Source organism: Herbaspirillum lusitanum (genome assembly GCF_046025995.1).
GTDB classification, from domain to species: domain Bacteria; phylum Pseudomonadota; class Gammaproteobacteria; order Burkholderiales; family Burkholderiaceae_D; genus Herbaspirillum; species Herbaspirillum lusitanum_A.
In genome coordinates, this window is record NZ_JAQQFM010000001.1 from 115,442 (window position 1) to 131,678 (window position 16,237).

The window sequence follows — 16,237 nt, forward strand, 5'->3', positions numbered from 1 at the left end:
ATCGGCGATCAGACGGACAAAAATCCGCTTGCGACAATCAGCCGAATACACCTCCGGCCAGGTTCAGGTCATCCGCTTTCAGCCATGCCCCCTGCCATTCTCCCGAAAGAAAACAAGCCGCAATGCCTGTCCACAAACATATTCTGCTGATTGAAAGACACTCCGCCATTCGAGACGTGATTGCCGACTATATGAAGCGCCAGAACCTGCAAGTCAGCGTCGCCGCGGATGCCGCCGATGCGCAAGGCCAGATGCAAGAACGGCATTTCGATCTGGTCGTGCTGGATCTGTTGACGCCGCAAGAAGACGGCCTTGCTTTGTGCCGTCGTATCGTGGAGGAATACCGCTCGCCGGTGATCTTGCTGACCGCCATGAACGGTTCGGCCGGCAAGGTCGCCGCGCTGGACAGCGGCGCCGACGACTGCATCGTCAAACCCGTCGATCCCTGCGAACTGGCGGCACGCATACGCTCGGTGCTGCGCCGCTGGCATCGCGCACCGGCACCGCCGCCAGAGCATGCAGACACGGAGCGCCTGCGCCCCACGCGGCAGGCGCGCAACTATGCGTTCGATGAATGGACCTTCGATCTGACCAAGCGCGAACTGCGTGGCCGTCATGGCCGGCCGGTGATGCTCAGCAGCGTGGAATATCGTCTGCTGCGCGTGCTGGCAGAACATCCGCGCACAGTACTGAGCCGCGACCGTTTGCTCGATCTGACGGCCGGCAGCGATGCACAATCCTTTGATCGCAGCATCGATAGCCAAGTCAGCCGCCTGCGCAAGAAACTGGAACCCGATCCGCGCCGCCCCAGCCTGCTCAAGACCATCTGGGGCGATGGCTATCTGTTTGCGGCTGATGTCCGCATTGAAGGCGGCGCCGGCATGACGCCGATGTGACGACAATCAACGCAGCGATCTCTGCTCTGGCATACACTGCTCTGGCATAAAAAAATCGCCGCAGACGGCGCCACGGCGATTCGGGTAAGTTGAACTCAAAAATTAGAATGAAGAACCCACGATACGGCCGCGTCAGGCAGCTCGCAGCCTCAGCGCAGCAAATCGTAAGGACCGCCGCGCTCCAGCGCGCGCACATACGCCGGCCGCGCATGGATGGCTTCCAGATATTTGAGCAGATTCGGGTAACGGCCATCCAGTCCGCCGCGTGAGCGCAAGCCCTCTACCGGAAAGCTCATCTGGATATCGGCGGCACTGAATTCATTGCCGGCGAACCAGTTGCTGCGACCGAGTTCGCTTTCCAGATATTGCAAATGGCGGCTCAGTTGCGGACCGATGAATTTCTGCCGGAAGCCGCCGGCGATCAGATTCGCAATCGGCCGGATCAGGGCCGGCACCGCCTTCGGCAAACGAGCGAAAATCAGTTGCAATAACAGCAAGGGCATGGCCGAGCCTTCGGCATAGTGCAGCCAGTAGCGATAACGCAGGCGCTCTGGAGTGCCGGCGGCAGGCTGCAGACGGCCGGCGCCGTAGCGCTCGACCAGGTATTCGACGATGGCGCCGGATTCGGCCACGGTAATGTCGCCGTCGGTAATCACCGGCGACTTGCCCAGCGGATGCACCAGCATCAGCTCCTTGGGCGCCAGCATGGTCTTGGGATCGCGCTGGTAGAACTTGATCTCGTATTCCAGGCCCAATTCTTCCAATAGCCACAGCACGCGCTGCGAGCGCGAATTATTCAGGTGATGCACGGTGATCATGGACTCCTGCCTTTCTGTAAAATGCGACCGACAACTCTAACAGCAAACACCCAGATGGCAGAAATTCCCCTCTACAAGCAATTCGCCGAGCAACTGGCCGCCTCGATCAGCGCCGGCGTGCTGCAACCGGGCGAAAAGATCGCATCGGTGCGTCTGGCCAGCCAGCAGCACAAGCTCAGCGTGACCACGGTGGTGCGCGCTTACGAATTACTGGAGAGTCGCGGCGTCATCGAAAGCCATCCGCAGTCCGGCTATTTCGTGCGCAAGCAGGCCCTGGCCGACCAGGCGCCGGCCGCGCGGGTCGCATCAGCGCCGGCGTATATCGACAATCCGGCCTATCAGCAATCGACCGAAGTCGACGTCAGCCGTCTGGTGCTGGCCACGCTCAAGACCATCCAGCAGGACGGCACCGTGCCGCTGGGCTCGCCGTATCCGAATCCGGCCTTGTTCCCGTCGCAAAGAATTACGCAATACACCGCGCGCATCACGCGCAACGCCAGCCAGTCCAGCGTATTCGACGATCTGCCGCCGGGCCACCCCGACCTGCTGCGCCAGATCGCGCGGCGCTATCTGGAAAATGGCCTCAAGGTCGATCCGGCCGATATCGTGGTCACCGTGGGCGCCACCGAAGCCATCAACCTGTGCCTGCAGGCAGTCGCCAGACCGGGCGACACCGTGGCGGTTGAAACGCCGACCTTCTACGCCATGCTGCACGCGATTGAGCGGCTGGGCATGCGCGCGCTGGAGATTCCTACCGATCCGCAATTCGGCATCGATGTCGATGCGCTGGAACATGCCATCAAGACGCAAAAAGTGTCGGCCTGCATGGTCATGCCCAACTTCCAGAATCCGCTCGGCTTTCAGATGCCGGATACGGCCAAACAAAGATTGGTGCAACTGGCGCGCGAGCATGACATGCCGCTGATCGAAAACGGCGTCTACGGTGAGCTGCATTATGGCAATGCACATCCGACCTCCCTCAAGACTTATGATCGGCCCGGCGAACAGGGGCTGGTGCTGCATTGTTCTTCATTCTCCAAGAGTCTGACTTCGGCCTACCGCATCGGCTGGGCCATGCCGGGACGCTATCGGGCGCAGGTGGAAAAGCTGAAGTTTCTGAACACGCTGGCGACGCCGACCGTGCCGCAGCGGGCGATTGCCGAATACCTGACCCAGGGCGGCTACGAACGCCATCTGCGCCGGGTGCGGCGCATCTTTACCCAACAACGCGACCTGATGCGCCACTTCGTGCTGCGCTTTTTCCCGGAAGGCACGCAGGTGTCGGAACCCCAAGGCGGTTATGTGCTGTGGGTGGAGTTGCCGGCCGGCGTGGATGCGATGGAGTTGTACCGCCGTTGTCTGGCGCTGGGCATCACGATTGCGCCTGGCCGCATTTTTGCCGCCACCAATCGCTATAGCCATTTCATCCGCCTCAACTACAGTTATACGTGGTCGAAGGAAATTGAGCAGGCGTTGAAACTGGTGGGGAAACTGGTGCAGGAGTTGATGGACTCAGCGTAAGCATGCTGAGCCTCTGTGCAAAAAAAGCGCCTTGTCGAAGGCGCTCATCAAGAAGAACTGCAGACGCTAGCTGAACGACAGCCGAAAAACCTCAGACCACCAGCACCGCGCTGCCCGTCCCGTCCTCATTCAGTTCGACCCGCACCACGCCGGCCTCTTCCAGCGCGGACAGAAAACGACGCAGCGTGCTCATGCGCAATTGCGTGCGTTTGCTCAGGCGCGCCAGCGACAGCGGCGCCTGGCTGCGTTCGAACTCGGCCTGCAGCTCTCCCAGAATCAGCAAGACTTCCGGCGGCAGATCGCCGGGCGCTCCGGGTGCTTCTTCTGCGGGAACCGAATCCGAAGCCTGCTCCGACATGATCAGGCCGCCGCCTTCTGCACCTGCGAACGATGCAGCAGCACCGGGATCGATTTCGAGGTCGGCGTGCGCGCCTTGTCGGCGAAGCTTTCCAGCGGCACCAGCGGATTGGTTTCCGGATAGTAGCTGCCGAGGCAACCGCGCGGGATGTCGTACTCGACCAGCAGGAAGCCGTCGGCGCGACGCTCTATGCCGTCGTCCCAGACGCTGACCAGATCGACCCATTCGCCGTTTTTCAGACCCAGCAAGGCCAGATCCAGCGGATTGATGAACACCACGCGACGCTGGCCGAACACGCCGCGATAGCGGTCGTCCATGCCGTAGATGGTGGTGTTGTACTGATCGTGCGAACGGGTCGTCATCAAGGTCATCAGCTTCTTGCCGTACTGGCGGCGCGCACGATGGATAGGCGTATCCAGCGGGATCGCATGCACGATGAAGTTGGCCTTTGCGGTATCGGTCTTCCAGACGCGCTCACGCGAAGCAACGCCGAGGTGAAAGCCGCCCGGATTGGTGATGCGCTGGTTGTAATCCTTGAAGGCGTCGTAGACCTTTTCGATGGCGTCGCGGATGCGCGAATAGTCTTCGGCGTACCACAGCCAGTCTATCTTCTTGCCGTTGCTGCGATGCTTCATGGTGGCTTCGGCGATGTGCGCGACGATGGCGGTTTCCGACATGCATTGCGGCGACGCCGGCTTGTTGATGCCGTAGGAGACGTGCACCATGCTCATTGAATCTTCCACCGTCACACCTTGCGGACCGGCCTTCTGCACATCGATCTCGGTACGGCCCAGCGTCGGCAGGATCAGCGCGTCCTTGCCGTGCACCAGATGGCTGCGGTTGAGCTTGGTGGTGATGTGTACGGTCAGATTGCAGGAGCGCATGGCGTCGAAAGTACGCGGCGTATCCGGCGTGGCCATGGCGAAGTTGCCGCCGAGGCCGATGAAGACCTTGGTGCGGCCTTCCAGCATGGCCATCACCGAACCGACGGTGTCGTTGCCGTGATGACGCGGCGCCTTGAATTCGAAGACTTGCTCCAGACGGTCGAGGAAAGCTGCCGTCGGTTTTTCATCGATGCCGACGGTGCGGTCGCCCTGCACGTTGGAGTGGCCGCGCACCGGGCACAGACCGGCGCCGGGACGGCCGATATTCCCGCGCAACATCATCATGTTGGACAGCAGCTGTATCGTGCCGACGGCGTGCTTGTGCTGCGTCAGGCCCATGCCCCAGGTGGCGATCACGGCCTTGCCATTGACGTAGACCTGGGTCAGCTTTTCGATGTCGTCACGCGACACGCCCGACTCGCCGATGATGTTGTCCCAGTTTTCGGCACGCGAATCGGCGGCAAATTCTTCAAAGCCGGCCGTGTGTTCAGCGATGAATTGTGTATCCAGAATGCGTTCCGTGCCCTTGGCCTGCGCCTCGTCGTCCAGCTCGATGGTGCGCTTGATGACGCCCTTGATCAGCGCCAGATCGCCGCCCAGTTTCGGATGGATGAACATGGAGCTGATGGTGGTGCTGCCCATGGTCAGCATCTCCATCTTGCTTTGCGGATCGGCGAAGCGCTCCAGGCCGCGTTCCTTGAGCGGATTGATGGCGACGATGGTGGCGCCTCGCTTGGAGGCGTGACGCAGCTCGCCCATCATGCGCGGGTGATTGGTGGCGGGGTTTTGTCCGAACAGCAGCAAGGTGTCGCACAGGTCGAAGTCGTCCAGCAGCACCGTGCCCTTACCGACGCCGACCGTGCCCGGCAGGCCGACGCTGGTCGGCTCGTGACACATGTTGGAACAGTCGGGGAAATTGTTGGTGCCGTACTGGCGCACGAACAGCTGGAACAGGAAGGCGGCCTCATTGCTGGCACGACCGGAGACATAGAAGTCGGCCATGTCCGGATCGGGCAACGCGTTCAGATGGCGGCCGATCAGATCGAAGGCCTGCGGCCAGGCGATCGGCACGTACTTGTCGCTGACGGCGTCGTAGACCATGGGCTCGGTCAGGCGGCCATGATCTTCCAGCTCGTAATCCGATTGCTGCATCAGCTCGGTCACGGTGTGGCGTGCGAAGAAGTCGTTGGTCACGCGCTTCTTGGTGGCTTCGGCGGCGACCGCCTTGACGCCGTTTTCGCAGAATTCGAAGGTGGAGGTGTGTTCGCGGTCGGGCCAGGCGCAACCGGGGCAATCGAAACCGTCGGGCTGGTTCTGCGACAACAGCGTGCGCAAACCCTTGCCGTCGGCCACGTGCTCCTTGACCAGATTGAGCGCGACGTACTTCAGCGCGCCCCAACCGCCGGCCGGTTGGGTGTAGGTCTCGATCTTCGGTTTGCCCATTTTTTCTCCGCCAACACAATGATTTATATCAAACGGAGTCTACGGCAAGAGTGCTGCACCGATACGCACAGTCGGCGCCGGAAACACAGAGTACAGCACGGCAATCGCAGTACAGTGGCGCGTTAGCGACGATTGGACTGCGATTGCTGTCGCAATGCTGACGAAAATAGAACCGCAGTGAATTGACTTAGGGCAATACGTCCAGCAGCACATCTTCGCGCACGCAGGCACGCCAGCGCCCCGGCGCCACTTCACGCAACTCGGGCACGGCCCCGGCGCAGATTTCCTGCGCATACGGGCAGCGTGTGCGGAACACGCAGCCCGACGGCGGATTGGCCGGGCTCGGCAGATCACCCTGCAAGGGAAGACGATGCCTGGCTTGCTCGCGCGCATCGGACTCCGGCTTGGGCGAGGCCGCCAGCAAGGCTTGCGAATACGGATGCAGCGGCCGCTCGAACAGGGCTGCCGCCGGCGCGATTTCCATCACCTTGCCCAGATACAGCACCACCACGCGGTCGCAGATGTATTCGACCACGTCCAGATCGTGCGAGATGAACAACATCGCCAGATTGAAACGCTGACGCAAATCCTGCAGCAGATTGATCACCTGCGCCTGAATCGACACGTCCAGCGCCGACACCGGCTCGTCGGCCACGATGAAGCGCGGCTCCACCGCCAGGGCGCGGGCAATGCCGATGCGCTGGCGCTGGCCGCCGGAAAACTCATGCGGATAGCGCGCGCCGTGCTCAACCCGCAGACCGACCAGCTGCAGCAGCTCGGCAATGCGCGCAGCGCGCGCGGCACCGCGATGCAGGCCGTGGGTATCAAGCGCCTCGCCGATGATGTCGCGCACGCGCTGGCGCGGATTCAGACTGGCATAGGGGTCCTGGAAGATGATCTGCATCTCGCGCCGCAGTGCGCGCATGCGCGCGGCCGGCAAGTTCGAAATGTCTTCGCCCTGATAGCGGATCTCGCCGCCGCTGCTTTCCATCAGGCGCAGCAAGGTGCGGCCAACCGTGCTCTTGCCCGAGCCGGATTCGCCGACCAGACCGAGCACCTCGCCCGGTGCAATCGCGAAACTGACGTCATCGACGGCGCGCACCGGCGCATCTTTTTTCTTGCCGCTGAAATACTTCTTCAGATGGCGCACCTCGACCAAGGGCGTGGCGCTCTCCATATTGGTGGTGTTGACGGTAGTACTCATGCCGACTTCCTCAAAATGCAACGGACATTGTGGCCGTCCTCACCCAGCGTGAGCGCAGGCATGGCCTGACGGCAGGCCTCGCTCGCTTCGCCGCAACGCGGCTCGAATGCACAGCCCGGCGGCGGCGCCAGCGGGCTGGCCACCTGACCGGGAATCGCAGCCAGCCGCGGACGCTGGCCGGCGACCGCGTGATTCTTGCTGCGCCCCGGCAGGCAATTGAGCAAGCCGGCGGTATAAGGATGCTGCGGCTTGTCAAAGATCTGCGGCACGCTGCCCTGCTCCACCATGCGGCCGGCGTACATCACGGCGACGCGGTCGGCGATCTCCGCCACCACGCCGAGGTTGTGAGTGATGAACAAGATGCCGGTGCCGGTTTCGCGCTGCAGCTTTTGCAGCAGCGCCAGAATCTGCGCCTGTATCGTCACGTCCAGCGCGGTGGTCGGCTCGTCGGCGATCAGCAGCGAGGGATTGCAGGACAAGGCCAGCGCAATCATCACGCGCTGACGCATGCCGCCCGACAACTGATGCGGATATTCGTAGAGACGACGCGCGGCGGCCGGAATTTCCACCAGCTCCAGCATGCGCTGAGCGTGGATCATGGCGTCCTTGTGGCTCTTGCCCAGATGCAGGCGCACGCTTTCTGCGATCTGATCGCCCAGCGTGAAGACCGGGTTCAGGCTGGTCATGGGCTCCTGAAACACCATCGCGATTTCATTGCCGCGCAGTTGACGCAGACTGCGTTGCGGCAGGCGCGTCAGATCGACCACTTCTCCATCGCGGCGCCTGAAGCGGATGCTGCCGCCGACCACGCGGCCGGCGTCGGCCGGAATCAGGCCCATGATCGACAGACTGGTCACCGACTTGCCGGAACCGGACTCGCCGACCACCGCCAACGTCTCGCCGGCGTTGACAGTGAAGCTGACGCCGTCAACCGATTTGACCGTGCCCTGCTCGGTGAAAAAATGCGTCTGCAGTTTGTCGACTTCCAGCAGCGGCGTCCCTTTTTGGACTAAGTTTTCTTGCATGATCTGTACTCTCTTCGCTGAAGAATTCAAAGGCTCTTGCGCAGGCGCGGATCGAGCATGTCGCGCAGACCGTCGCCCACCATCTGCAGCGACAGCGCCGACAGCACGATGGCGATACCGGGGAACACCACCAGCCAGATCGCCTGCTCGGCATAGGCCTGTCCGGACGAAATCATGGTGCCCCAGGTCGGCAGCTCGGGCGGCACACCGACGCCGAGGAAGGACAAGCCGGCCTCGGCCAGAATCGCGTAAGCAAAGATGAAGGTGCCCTGCACCAGAATCGGCGACAGGATATTGCCCAGCACGTGGAAAAACACGATGCGCAAGGTCGACACGCCCAGCGCCCGTGCGGCTTCCACGAACAGCAGCTCGCGCACCACCAGCGTCGAGGCGCGCACGATGCGCGCCACGCGCGGCGTGTAGACGATGGCCAGCGCCAGCACCACATTGATCAGCGAGGAGCCGAGAATCGCCACCAGCGCAATCGCCAGCAGGATGTCGGGGAAGGACATCATGGCGTCCACCACGCGCATGATGGGTGCATCCATGCGCTTGAAGAAACCGGCGCACAGACCCATCAGCACGCCGGCCACCAGCGCCACCACCACGACCAGCGCACCGATGGTCAGCGAATAGCGGCCGCCGGTCAGCACGCGGGTGAAGATATCGCGGCCGAATTCGTCGGTGCCGAACCAGTGCGCCGCCGACGGTGGCTGCAGGCGCGCCATGATGTCCAGCGCGGAAGGATCGTACGGCGAAGTCAGCGGCACGATCACAGCCAGCACGGCCAACAGCACCAGGCTGACGACGCCGAACATGACCAGCTTGCGCCGCATGAATTTGGAAAGAAAAGCAAACATGGAAAATCCCGGGATTCTGTTCAAGAGGCGTTCAATAGCGCACGCGCGGATCGATCAGCGTGTACAGCAGATCGATGGCGAGATTGATCAGCACGTAGATCACGGCAATCGCCAGCAAGGCGCCCTGGATCACCGGATAGTCGCGCCGCTGCACCGCCGACACCACCAGATTGCCGACACCGGGCAAACCGAACACGGTCTCGGTGACCACGGCGCCGCCTATCATCAGCGCTGCCGTCAGACCGATCACGGTAACCACCGGAATCAGCGCATTGCGCAAGGCGTGACGCAGAATCACGCGGCGTTCGTTGAGGCCTTTGGCGCGCGCAGTGCGCACGTAATCGTCGGACAGCACGTCAAGCATGGAGGCGCGCGTGAAGCGGATGATCAGCGCCGAATTCAATACCCCCAGCACCACCGCCGGCAGCAGCAGATGATGCAGCCGGTCCAGCAGCGGCGCGCCCGGATCACCGTAACCGGCCACCGGAAACCAGCCCATCTTGACTGCGAAGATCTGCATCAGAATCAGGCCGAACCAGAAGCTGGGAATACTCGCGCCCAGCATCGCAATGCCGGTGAACACCTGATCCACCACACGCCCGCGCCAGACGGCGGAGACGATGCCGCAAGGAATGCCGATCAGGCAGGCCAGCGCCACCGCAAAAATGGTCAGAAAGAAGGTCGGCTCGGCGCGCGAGGCCAGCGCCTCGGTGACCGGCATCTGCAGAAAGATGGATTGGCCGAGATTGCCCTGGGCCAGCTCCTTGAGCCAGAAACCGAATTGCACCAGCAGCGGCTGGTCGAGGCCGTATTGCGCGCGCAGTTTGGCGATGTCGGCCACGGTGGCCTGATCGCCCAGCATGATGGCGGCCGGGTCGCCCGGCGCCAGACGCGTGATGAAGAACACCAGCACGGCGACGATCAGCATGACGATCACCATGCCGGTGAAGCGCCCTGAAAGATAACGGAGCATAGACGTGGAATCAGTGAGGGGATGAAGAATGGAACCACTGCGGCGACCTCATCGGGGATGAAGCCGGCCGCAATGAGATCGCCGGCATGCAAACTGAAATGCCGGACGCTGGCTCAACCGACATGCTTAGGCGCGACGCATGGAAAACATCCTTCGGATTTCCGGTACGCCGCGCCGGCGCTTCAGTCGGCCAGCCTGGTGTTCCAGAAGTAAGGCCATGGCATCGGCGTGTAGCCCTGCAGCTTGGCCGACTTCGCCGTCAGGCTGTTGAAGCTGCCCAGGCGGATGTACGGCACTTCGTCGTACACCACGCTCTGCACCTTGCCCCACAGCGCACCGCGATGCGAGGGATCCATTTCGTGCGAGAACACGGTGACCGCAACATCCTTGCCCGCGCTCTTCCAGCCGCCCGGCGCGCCGTCGCTCAGTTGCGGCGGCGACAGCGTCGGCTCCGGCAGGAAGGCCGAGTGCGTCATGTAGATATCCCACAGCGCAGTGTCGTTGCGGCGCTGAATCAACGTGGCCCAGTCGACCACCTGCATGTCGACCTTGAAGCCGGCCAGCTTCAGTTCTTCGCCCATCACCAGCGCCATGCGGTAGTGGAACTCGTACTGTTTGCTGGTCAGGATCTTGATCGGCTCGCCCTTGTAGCCGGCCTTGGTCGCCAGGTCGCGCGCCTTGCTCGGATTGGCCTGGTTATAGGCAGCCGTGCCTTCGGTGGAATAGAAGGTCGAGCCCTTGGGGAAGTGATTGCCTTCCACCGAGAAGAACTTCGGATCGCCGAAACCGGCGGTCATGATTTCCTTCATGTTGAGCGCGGCCTGAATCGCCTGACGCACGCCCTGCTTCTGCAACGGTCCCTGCACCGTGTTCAGCACCACATACGGAAAGCCGAACGGCGCCGTGATCACCGGCACCACATTCGGCTTGCCGGCCAGACGCGGCGAGGCTTCCGCCGGCAGCAGATCGGCGAACTGATACTGGCCGGACAGCGATCCTTCGACGCGGGTATTCGGATTCGGCACCGGAATGAAGCGCAGCTCGGACAACAGGGCTTCGCGCTTGCCGGCATAGCCGCTGGCCGCTTCCTTGCGCGCGCTGTAGGCGTCGAAACGGGTCAGCAGCACGTACTGATCGGGCTTGCGCTCCTTGAACTCATAAGGGCCGGTGCCGATGAAATCCTTGAGCGGATTATTGGCGGCCGATTCCTTGGGCATGATCGCGGCGAAACCGGATGGCAGCGCCAGATGCGCCAGCAGCGGCGCGTAGGCGTTCTGCATGTTCAGCACCACGGTATAAGGCCCCTTGGCCTCCATGCCCTTGATCTCTTTGGAGACGGCCTTGCCGCGCGGCGCGATCTCCATCCAGCGCTTGAGCGAAGCCAGCACGTCGTCCGCCTTCATCTCCTTGCCGTTGTGGAATTTGACCCCCTTGCGCAACTCAATGGTGACGGTCTTGCCGTCGGCGCTGACTTTGGGCAGGCTCTCGGCCAGCATAGGCTGGATGTTCCACTTGGCGTCGAAGGTGTACAGCGGTTCGTAGACGTGCTGCATGATGGTCGCCACCAGATCGGTGGTCGATGCCATCGGGTCGAGCGTCTGCGGCTCGGCCACCATCGCCAGATTGGCGACGCCGCCTGCGGCTGCCTGCGCCAGCGGCGACAGGCCGAGCGACGCCAGCATCGCCGCGCCGGCCGATAGGCGGAACAGCAAACGCCTGCCCTTGTTAAACGACGGTAAAAAAGATCGCACTGTCATCTTCCCTCTCCTGAACATGTCTGCTGGGTTAAAAATTCTGGCCTTGCCGAATGTCTGCCCTCGTCTCAATCAGTCCTGCGGCGCCGATGCAATCGGGTGCAGTCTTCAGTGCGTGCGGGCAGCGTCGTGTTACTTGTTCTCTGCTTTTTAAATTTTTTGTTAGTTTATATCACGTCATTTCAATCATCAAAGCGAAATTTGATGACAACCACCTCAAAGCCCCTCTCTAGACTAGCCTCAACAGAATTAAGCAAAATGTTATTTTGTAACACCAATTGCTGCACTGCCCCAAAAACAGGCGAACATCACCAAATCGGGGCGACTTCGCGAAGCATCGGAACACAGACAGCAATGTCTGGCTGCAATCAGTGTGGAGGTGCAATCGCGACCGGCCGCATCGTGAAAGAAAGCCTGAAGAAAGGAAACGCCATGTCACGCGATGGTGCGATGAGCATCGCGACCAGGAAACACGGAATGGGATGAAAGGTGGAAGTGAGCCTTGAAACGGGATGGGGATGGCGATACAACAGTTGCAAAGAAATCTGCTGAAAACTGAAAAAAGAAAGACGGTACGCAAAGCGGAGGGCGCCGCTTCAGTTTCCACCGGCGCCGCAATCAGATTGCGGCAAGCCTGCCTCTGCATTGATCCTGGGCGAGGCTGCCCCGGCCGGATCACTCTGATCACTCATCCAGCGGCAGCGCCAGCGTTTCCTTGATTTCTTCCATCACCACATAACTTTTGGACTGCGCCGCGCCCGGCAGTTGCAGCAGGATGTCGCCCAGCAGCTTGCGGTACTCGGCCATGCCGCGAATGCGCGCCTTGATCAGATAGTCGAAGTCGCCCGAGACCAGGTGGCATTCCTGCACTTCCGGGATACGCAGCACCTCGCGCCGGAACTGTTCGAACATGTTGCCGGATTTGTGGGTAAGCGAGATCTCGACGAACACCAGCAAGGTCGCACCCAGCGACTCCGGATTGACGCGCGCGTAATAGCCGGTGATGACGCCGTCGCGCTCCATGCGCTTGACGCGTTCTATGCAGGGCGTGATCGACAGGCCTACCTGCTCGCCCAGATCCTTCATCGAAATACGGCCATCTTTTTGCAACGCAGCAAGAATGCGGCGATCGAGTTTATCGAGCGTGCGGATGGATTGTTGCTGGACGCGCATGGGATCTCGCTTATTTCATATTTTCGATATTTTTTTCTAAATATCGATATAAATATACGAACAAAGACTGCTTATTGCTCAATATCATAGCGGAATATCCTGCTTGCGCGAAAACATAAAGATTGCCTGCTGGCGGGTTCAGATCTGACTCACATCAGCGACTCATTATTTTGCTCAGCGGGGGAATGTCATGCGGGTTCTTATTCTCGGAAGCGGCGTCATCGGCGTCACCAGCGCCTGGTATCTGGCCAAGGCCGGCCACGATGTCACGGTACTGGATCGCCAGCCCGGCCCGGCGCTGGAAACCAGTTTCGGCAATGCCGGCCAGATTTCTCCGGGCTATGCCTCGCCGTGGGCCGCGCCCGGCATTCCGCTCAAAGCGCTCAAATGGATGTTCCAGGAACATGCGCCGCTGGCGATCCGCCCGGACGGCACGCTGCGCCAGTTGCAGTGGATGTGGCAGATGCTGCGCAACTGCAATTCCGCCAGCTACGCCGTCAACAAGGAGCGCATGGTACGCCTGGCTGAATACAGCCGCGATTGCTTCAAGGAGCTGCGCGCCGATACCGGCATCGGCTATGAAGGCCGCCAGCAAGGCACGCTGCAACTGTTCCGTACGCAAGAGCAACTGGACGGCGCCGAAAAAGACATCGCCGTGCTGCGCCAGACCGGCGTGCCCTTCGAATTGCTGAACAGCGAACAACTGAGCCGTGCCGAACCGGCCCTGGCCAAGGTGCGCGACAAACTGGCCGGCGGTCTGCGCCTGCCCAATGACGAAACCGGCGACTGCCAGTTGTTCACCACGCGGCTGGCGGCGATGGCTGAAGCCGCCGGCGTCAAATTCCGTTACGGCGTGGCGATCGATGGTCTGGCCATGGCCGGCGGCGCAATCAGCGGCGTGGTCTCCGGCAAGGATTTGCTGCAGGCCGACAATTACGTAGTGGCACTGGGTTCGTATTCGCCGCAGTTGCTGGGCACGATTCCGGGCCTGCCTTCGATCCCGGTTTATCCGCTCAAGGGTTATTCAATCACCGTGCCCATCGTCAATGCTGACGCAGCGCCGGTCTCCACCATCCTCGACGAAACCTACAAGATCGCCGTGACCCGTTTTGACGACCGCATCCGCGTCGGCGGCATGGCCGAGATCGTCGGCTACAACAAGAATCTCAATCCCAAGCGCCGCGCCACACTGGAACTGGTGGTCAACGATCTGTTCCCGGGCGCCGGCGACACCCGCCAGGCCAGCTTCTGGACAGGGCTGCGTCCGATGACGCCGGACGGCACGCCTATCGTCGGCGCCACGCCGGTATCGAATCTTTACATCAATACCGGCCACGGCACGCTGGGCTGGACCATGTCCTGCGGTTCGGGCAAGTTGCTGTCGGATCTGATTTCCGGCAAGCGCCCCGCCATCGCTTCCGACGATCTGTCCGTCGCACGTTATATGCATCAGGGCGCGCCCATGCCGGCCATGGCTTGATGCTCTGCGATGCTCAGCGCGGCCAGGTGCCGCAGCGCTGAAAATGTGAAGGTGTATTCCCCGTAGCAAGCAGTAGTGGCTTTAATGGCAAATGAGCAACAAGTGAGTAAGTAAGTAGAGTTAGTTTGGCCGGGACATCCAGGGTGTCCCGGCCATTTTTTTCATTATCAAAATGATTATTCGGTTATGCTCGCACAGCGGTGATCCTTATCCGCATTGAGTTTCCGCAGATGAGCCTTGCAGTTACGTAGGCGCATTCCTACAAGAGTTACGCTACGCCGCCGACTGCCCTTACGACAGCTTTTGACAATAATGAATTGTCGCTTGCCGGATCGTTCAGGACTCTTCTCTCCGCGCTTCGCACGCGTATTTACCGCCGTTTTTTCGGCGGCCTCGCCAGCCAATTGTTGACCCGATCCGCACCTGCCCTCCCCCCTGATCGGGCCAGTCCGTGCAGCCCCATTTTTTATTTCAATGCATTCCGCTTTTTCAGCAATGTTTCCGGATACATAACAGCTTCCCGCATCGAACGCTGCATGGAAGCCCACAAGGGAGCCCGAACAACATGGACGGTTCACACCACTCCGCAGCTGTGCAAGCCCTGGATTTACAGCACGACGAAGCCAAAGCCATCGCGCGTCAGAACGGTTTGCGCTACATCACCGACGAAATGCCCGGCATCAGCCGCGTACGCCACGGCAAGGGATTTTCCTATCACGACGAAAAAGGCGGCCTGATTCAGGATCGCGAAGAGATCACGCGCCTGCAGGCGCTGGCCATTCCGCCGGCATGGGAAGAAGTCTGGATCAGCCCGCACGCCAACGGCCACATTCTCGCCACCGGCCGCGACGCCCGACAGCGCAAGCAGTACCGCTATCACCCGCACTGGCGCATGGTGCGCGACGACGCCAAATACGAACGCATGATCAGCTTCGCCCAGGCACTGCCGGCGATCCGTCGCGCGGTCGACGAAGACCTGCACAAGCCGGGCCTGAAACGCGAAAAGGTCATCGCCTCGGTGGTCTATCTCTTGCAAAGCACGCTGATGCGGGTCGGCAATGATGAATATGCACGCGCCAATAAATCCTTCGGCCTGACCACGCTGCGCAACCGGCACGTACGCATCGACGGCAGCGACGTCATGTTCCGGTTTCGCGGCAAGAGCGGCGTGCAGCACGAGATCAAACTGCACGATCCCTATGTGGTGCGCATCATCCGCAAGATGCGCGACCTGCCCGGCCAGGAGCTGTTCCAGTACCTCGATGACGAGGGCGAAACGCACACCATCGATTCCGGCGACGTCAACGCATATCTGCGCGATGTGAGCGGAGAAGATTTCACCGCCAAGGATTTCCGCACCTGGGCCGGCACCGTGCTGGCGACACTGGCGCTGCAGGCGTTCGAACAATTCGATTCGGAAGCGCAGGCCAAGAAAAACGTGGTGCGTGCAATTGAAAGCGTGGCCAAGAAACTCGGCAATACGCCGTCGATCTGCCGCAAATGCTATGTGCACCCGGCCGTGGTGGAAAGTTACATGGAAGGCATCATCACGCAATTCCTGAAGGAGCAGGTCGAGACCAAGCTGGTCGAAGAACTGCACTCGCTGACAGCGGAAGAAGCGGCGGTGCTGGCGCTGTTGCAGCAGCGCCTGAGCGAAGCCGAAGAAGACATGCGCGACGGCGACCACCATAAACCCAAAGCGGAACAGCACAAAAATAAATCCGGCGGCAATGGCAAAGCACGCGGCTCGCGACCGGCGGTGACGCACAGAACTGCGCATGCCTGAGGATGCGCCCTGCACTGCATGACGTCATCCGGACTTAAGCCCCTCCGCCAATGAAAAAGCCC

At 61.1% G+C, this 16,237-nt stretch carries 13 protein-coding genes; 4 read left to right on the top strand and 9 right to left on the bottom strand.

From position 1 onward, the window contains the following. The first annotated feature begins 122 nt into the window (after positions 1-122). A complete protein-coding gene (locus PQR62_RS00555) occupies positions 123-896 on the top strand; it encodes a response regulator (protein ID WP_408153702.1) in 774 nt (257 codons plus the stop codon). A gap of 149 nt (positions 897-1,045) precedes the next feature. Here PQR62_RS00555 and PQR62_RS00560 read toward each other — a convergent pair whose 3' ends face one another. Further along, positions 1,046-1,714 (bottom strand): glutathione S-transferase, encoded by a 669-nt coding sequence (locus tag PQR62_RS00560; RefSeq protein WP_408153704.1) that lies wholly within the window; start codon positions 1,712-1,714, stop codon positions 1,046-1,048. 54 nt (positions 1,715-1,768) lie between these two features. Here PQR62_RS00560 and PQR62_RS00565 point away from each other — a divergent pair, with 54 nt between their 5' ends. Continuing rightward, positions 1,769-3,235: an aminotransferase-like domain-containing protein gene (locus PQR62_RS00565; RefSeq protein WP_408153706.1), complete on the top strand. Its 1,467-nt coding sequence runs from the start codon at positions 1,769-1,771 to the stop codon at positions 3,233-3,235. A 91-nt stretch (positions 3,236-3,326) separates the two neighbouring features. Here the strand turns inward: PQR62_RS00565 and PQR62_RS00570 are convergent, their stop codons facing one another. The 8 genes from PQR62_RS00570 to PQR62_RS00605 all read right to left on the bottom strand — a co-directional run bounded on the left by PQR62_RS00570 (position 3,327) and on the right by PQR62_RS00605 (position 12,909). Beyond that, positions 3,327-3,593 (bottom strand): helix-turn-helix domain-containing protein, encoded by a 267-nt coding sequence (locus tag PQR62_RS00570; protein WP_408153708.1) that lies wholly within the window; start codon positions 3,591-3,593, stop codon positions 3,327-3,329. Positions 3,594-3,595: 2 nt separating this feature from the next. Further along, positions 3,596-5,920 carry an FdhF/YdeP family oxidoreductase gene (locus PQR62_RS00575; RefSeq protein WP_408153710.1) on the bottom strand — a complete coding sequence of 775 codons (2,325 nt, stop codon included), beginning with the start codon at positions 5,918-5,920 and terminating at the stop codon, positions 3,596-3,598. Between the two features lie 187 nt (positions 5,921-6,107). Further along, a complete protein-coding gene (locus tag PQR62_RS00580; RefSeq protein WP_408154665.1) occupies positions 6,108-7,097 on the bottom strand; it encodes an ABC transporter ATP-binding protein in 990 nt (329 codons plus the stop codon). A gap of 23 nt (positions 7,098-7,120) precedes the next feature. Next, on the bottom strand, positions 7,121-8,149 hold the full coding sequence (locus PQR62_RS00585; RefSeq protein WP_408153712.1) for an ABC transporter ATP-binding protein: 1,029 nt from the start codon (positions 8,147-8,149) through the stop codon (positions 7,121-7,123). A 26-nt stretch (positions 8,150-8,175) separates the two neighbouring features. Further along, positions 8,176-9,009, bottom strand: coding sequence for an ABC transporter permease (locus tag PQR62_RS00590; protein ID WP_408153714.1), 834 nt, complete (start codon positions 9,007-9,009; stop codon positions 8,176-8,178). Between the two features lie 31 nt (positions 9,010-9,040). Next, the gene (locus PQR62_RS00595) at positions 9,041-9,982 is read right to left on the bottom strand and encodes an ABC transporter permease (protein WP_408153716.1); all 942 of its coding nucleotides are present in this window, start codon (positions 9,980-9,982) and stop codon (positions 9,041-9,043) included. A 182-nt stretch (positions 9,983-10,164) separates the two neighbouring features. Next, positions 10,165-11,739: an ABC transporter substrate-binding protein gene (locus tag PQR62_RS00600; protein ID WP_408153718.1), complete on the bottom strand. Its 1,575-nt coding sequence runs from the start codon at positions 11,737-11,739 to the stop codon at positions 10,165-10,167. Between the two features lie 681 nt (positions 11,740-12,420). Continuing rightward, positions 12,421-12,909, bottom strand: coding sequence for an Lrp/AsnC ligand binding domain-containing protein (locus PQR62_RS00605; RefSeq protein WP_408153720.1), 489 nt, complete (start codon positions 12,907-12,909; stop codon positions 12,421-12,423). A 190-nt stretch (positions 12,910-13,099) separates the two neighbouring features. On the opposite strand from PQR62_RS00605, the gene PQR62_RS00610 reads away from it, so the two are divergent. After that, positions 13,100-14,389, top strand: a complete 1,290-nt coding sequence (locus PQR62_RS00610; protein ID WP_408153722.1) for a D-amino acid dehydrogenase — start codon at positions 13,100-13,102, stop codon at positions 14,387-14,389. Between the two features lie 565 nt (positions 14,390-14,954). Further along, the gene (locus tag PQR62_RS00615) at positions 14,955-16,175 is read left to right on the top strand and encodes a DNA topoisomerase IB (RefSeq protein WP_408153724.1); all 1,221 of its coding nucleotides are present in this window, start codon (positions 14,955-14,957) and stop codon (positions 16,173-16,175) included. Positions 16,176-16,237 lie beyond the last annotated feature (62 nt).

Excerpts from the sequence above, each read along its gene's own strand:
- PQR62_RS00555 (WP_408153702.1), top strand. The coding sequence starts at position 123 with ATGCCTGTCCACAAACATATTCTGCTGATTGAAAGACACTCCGCCATT.
- PQR62_RS00560 (WP_408153704.1), bottom strand. The coding sequence starts at position 1,714 with ATGATCACCGTGCATCACCTGAATAATTCGCGCTCGCAGCGCGTGCTG.
- PQR62_RS00565 (WP_408153706.1), top strand. The coding sequence starts at position 1,769 with ATGGCAGAAATTCCCCTCTACAAGCAATTCGCCGAGCAACTGGCCGCC.
- PQR62_RS00570 (WP_408153708.1), bottom strand. The coding sequence starts at position 3,593 with ATGTCGGAGCAGGCTTCGGATTCGGTTCCCGCAGAAGAAGCACCCGGA.
- PQR62_RS00575 (WP_408153710.1), bottom strand. The coding sequence starts at position 5,920 with ATGGGCAAACCGAAGATCGAGACCTACACCCAACCGGCCGGCGGTTGG.
- PQR62_RS00580 (WP_408154665.1), bottom strand. The coding sequence starts at position 7,097 with ATGGAGAGCGCCACGCCCTTGGTCGAGGTGCGCCATCTGAAGAAGTAT.
- PQR62_RS00585 (WP_408153712.1), bottom strand. The coding sequence starts at position 8,149 with ATGCAAGAAAACTTAGTCCAAAAAGGGACGCCGCTGCTGGAAGTCGAC.
- PQR62_RS00590 (WP_408153714.1), bottom strand. The coding sequence starts at position 9,009 with ATGTTTGCTTTTCTTTCCAAATTCATGCGGCGCAAGCTGGTCATGTTC.
- PQR62_RS00595 (WP_408153716.1), bottom strand. The coding sequence starts at position 9,982 with ATGCTCCGTTATCTTTCAGGGCGCTTCACCGGCATGGTGATCGTCATG.
- PQR62_RS00600 (WP_408153718.1), bottom strand. The coding sequence starts at position 11,739 with ATGACAGTGCGATCTTTTTTACCGTCGTTTAACAAGGGCAGGCGTTTG.
- PQR62_RS00605 (WP_408153720.1), bottom strand. The coding sequence starts at position 12,909 with ATGCGCGTCCAGCAACAATCCATCCGCACGCTCGATAAACTCGATCGC.
- PQR62_RS00610 (WP_408153722.1), top strand. The coding sequence starts at position 13,100 with ATGCGGGTTCTTATTCTCGGAAGCGGCGTCATCGGCGTCACCAGCGCC.
- PQR62_RS00615 (WP_408153724.1), top strand. The coding sequence starts at position 14,955 with ATGGACGGTTCACACCACTCCGCAGCTGTGCAAGCCCTGGATTTACAG.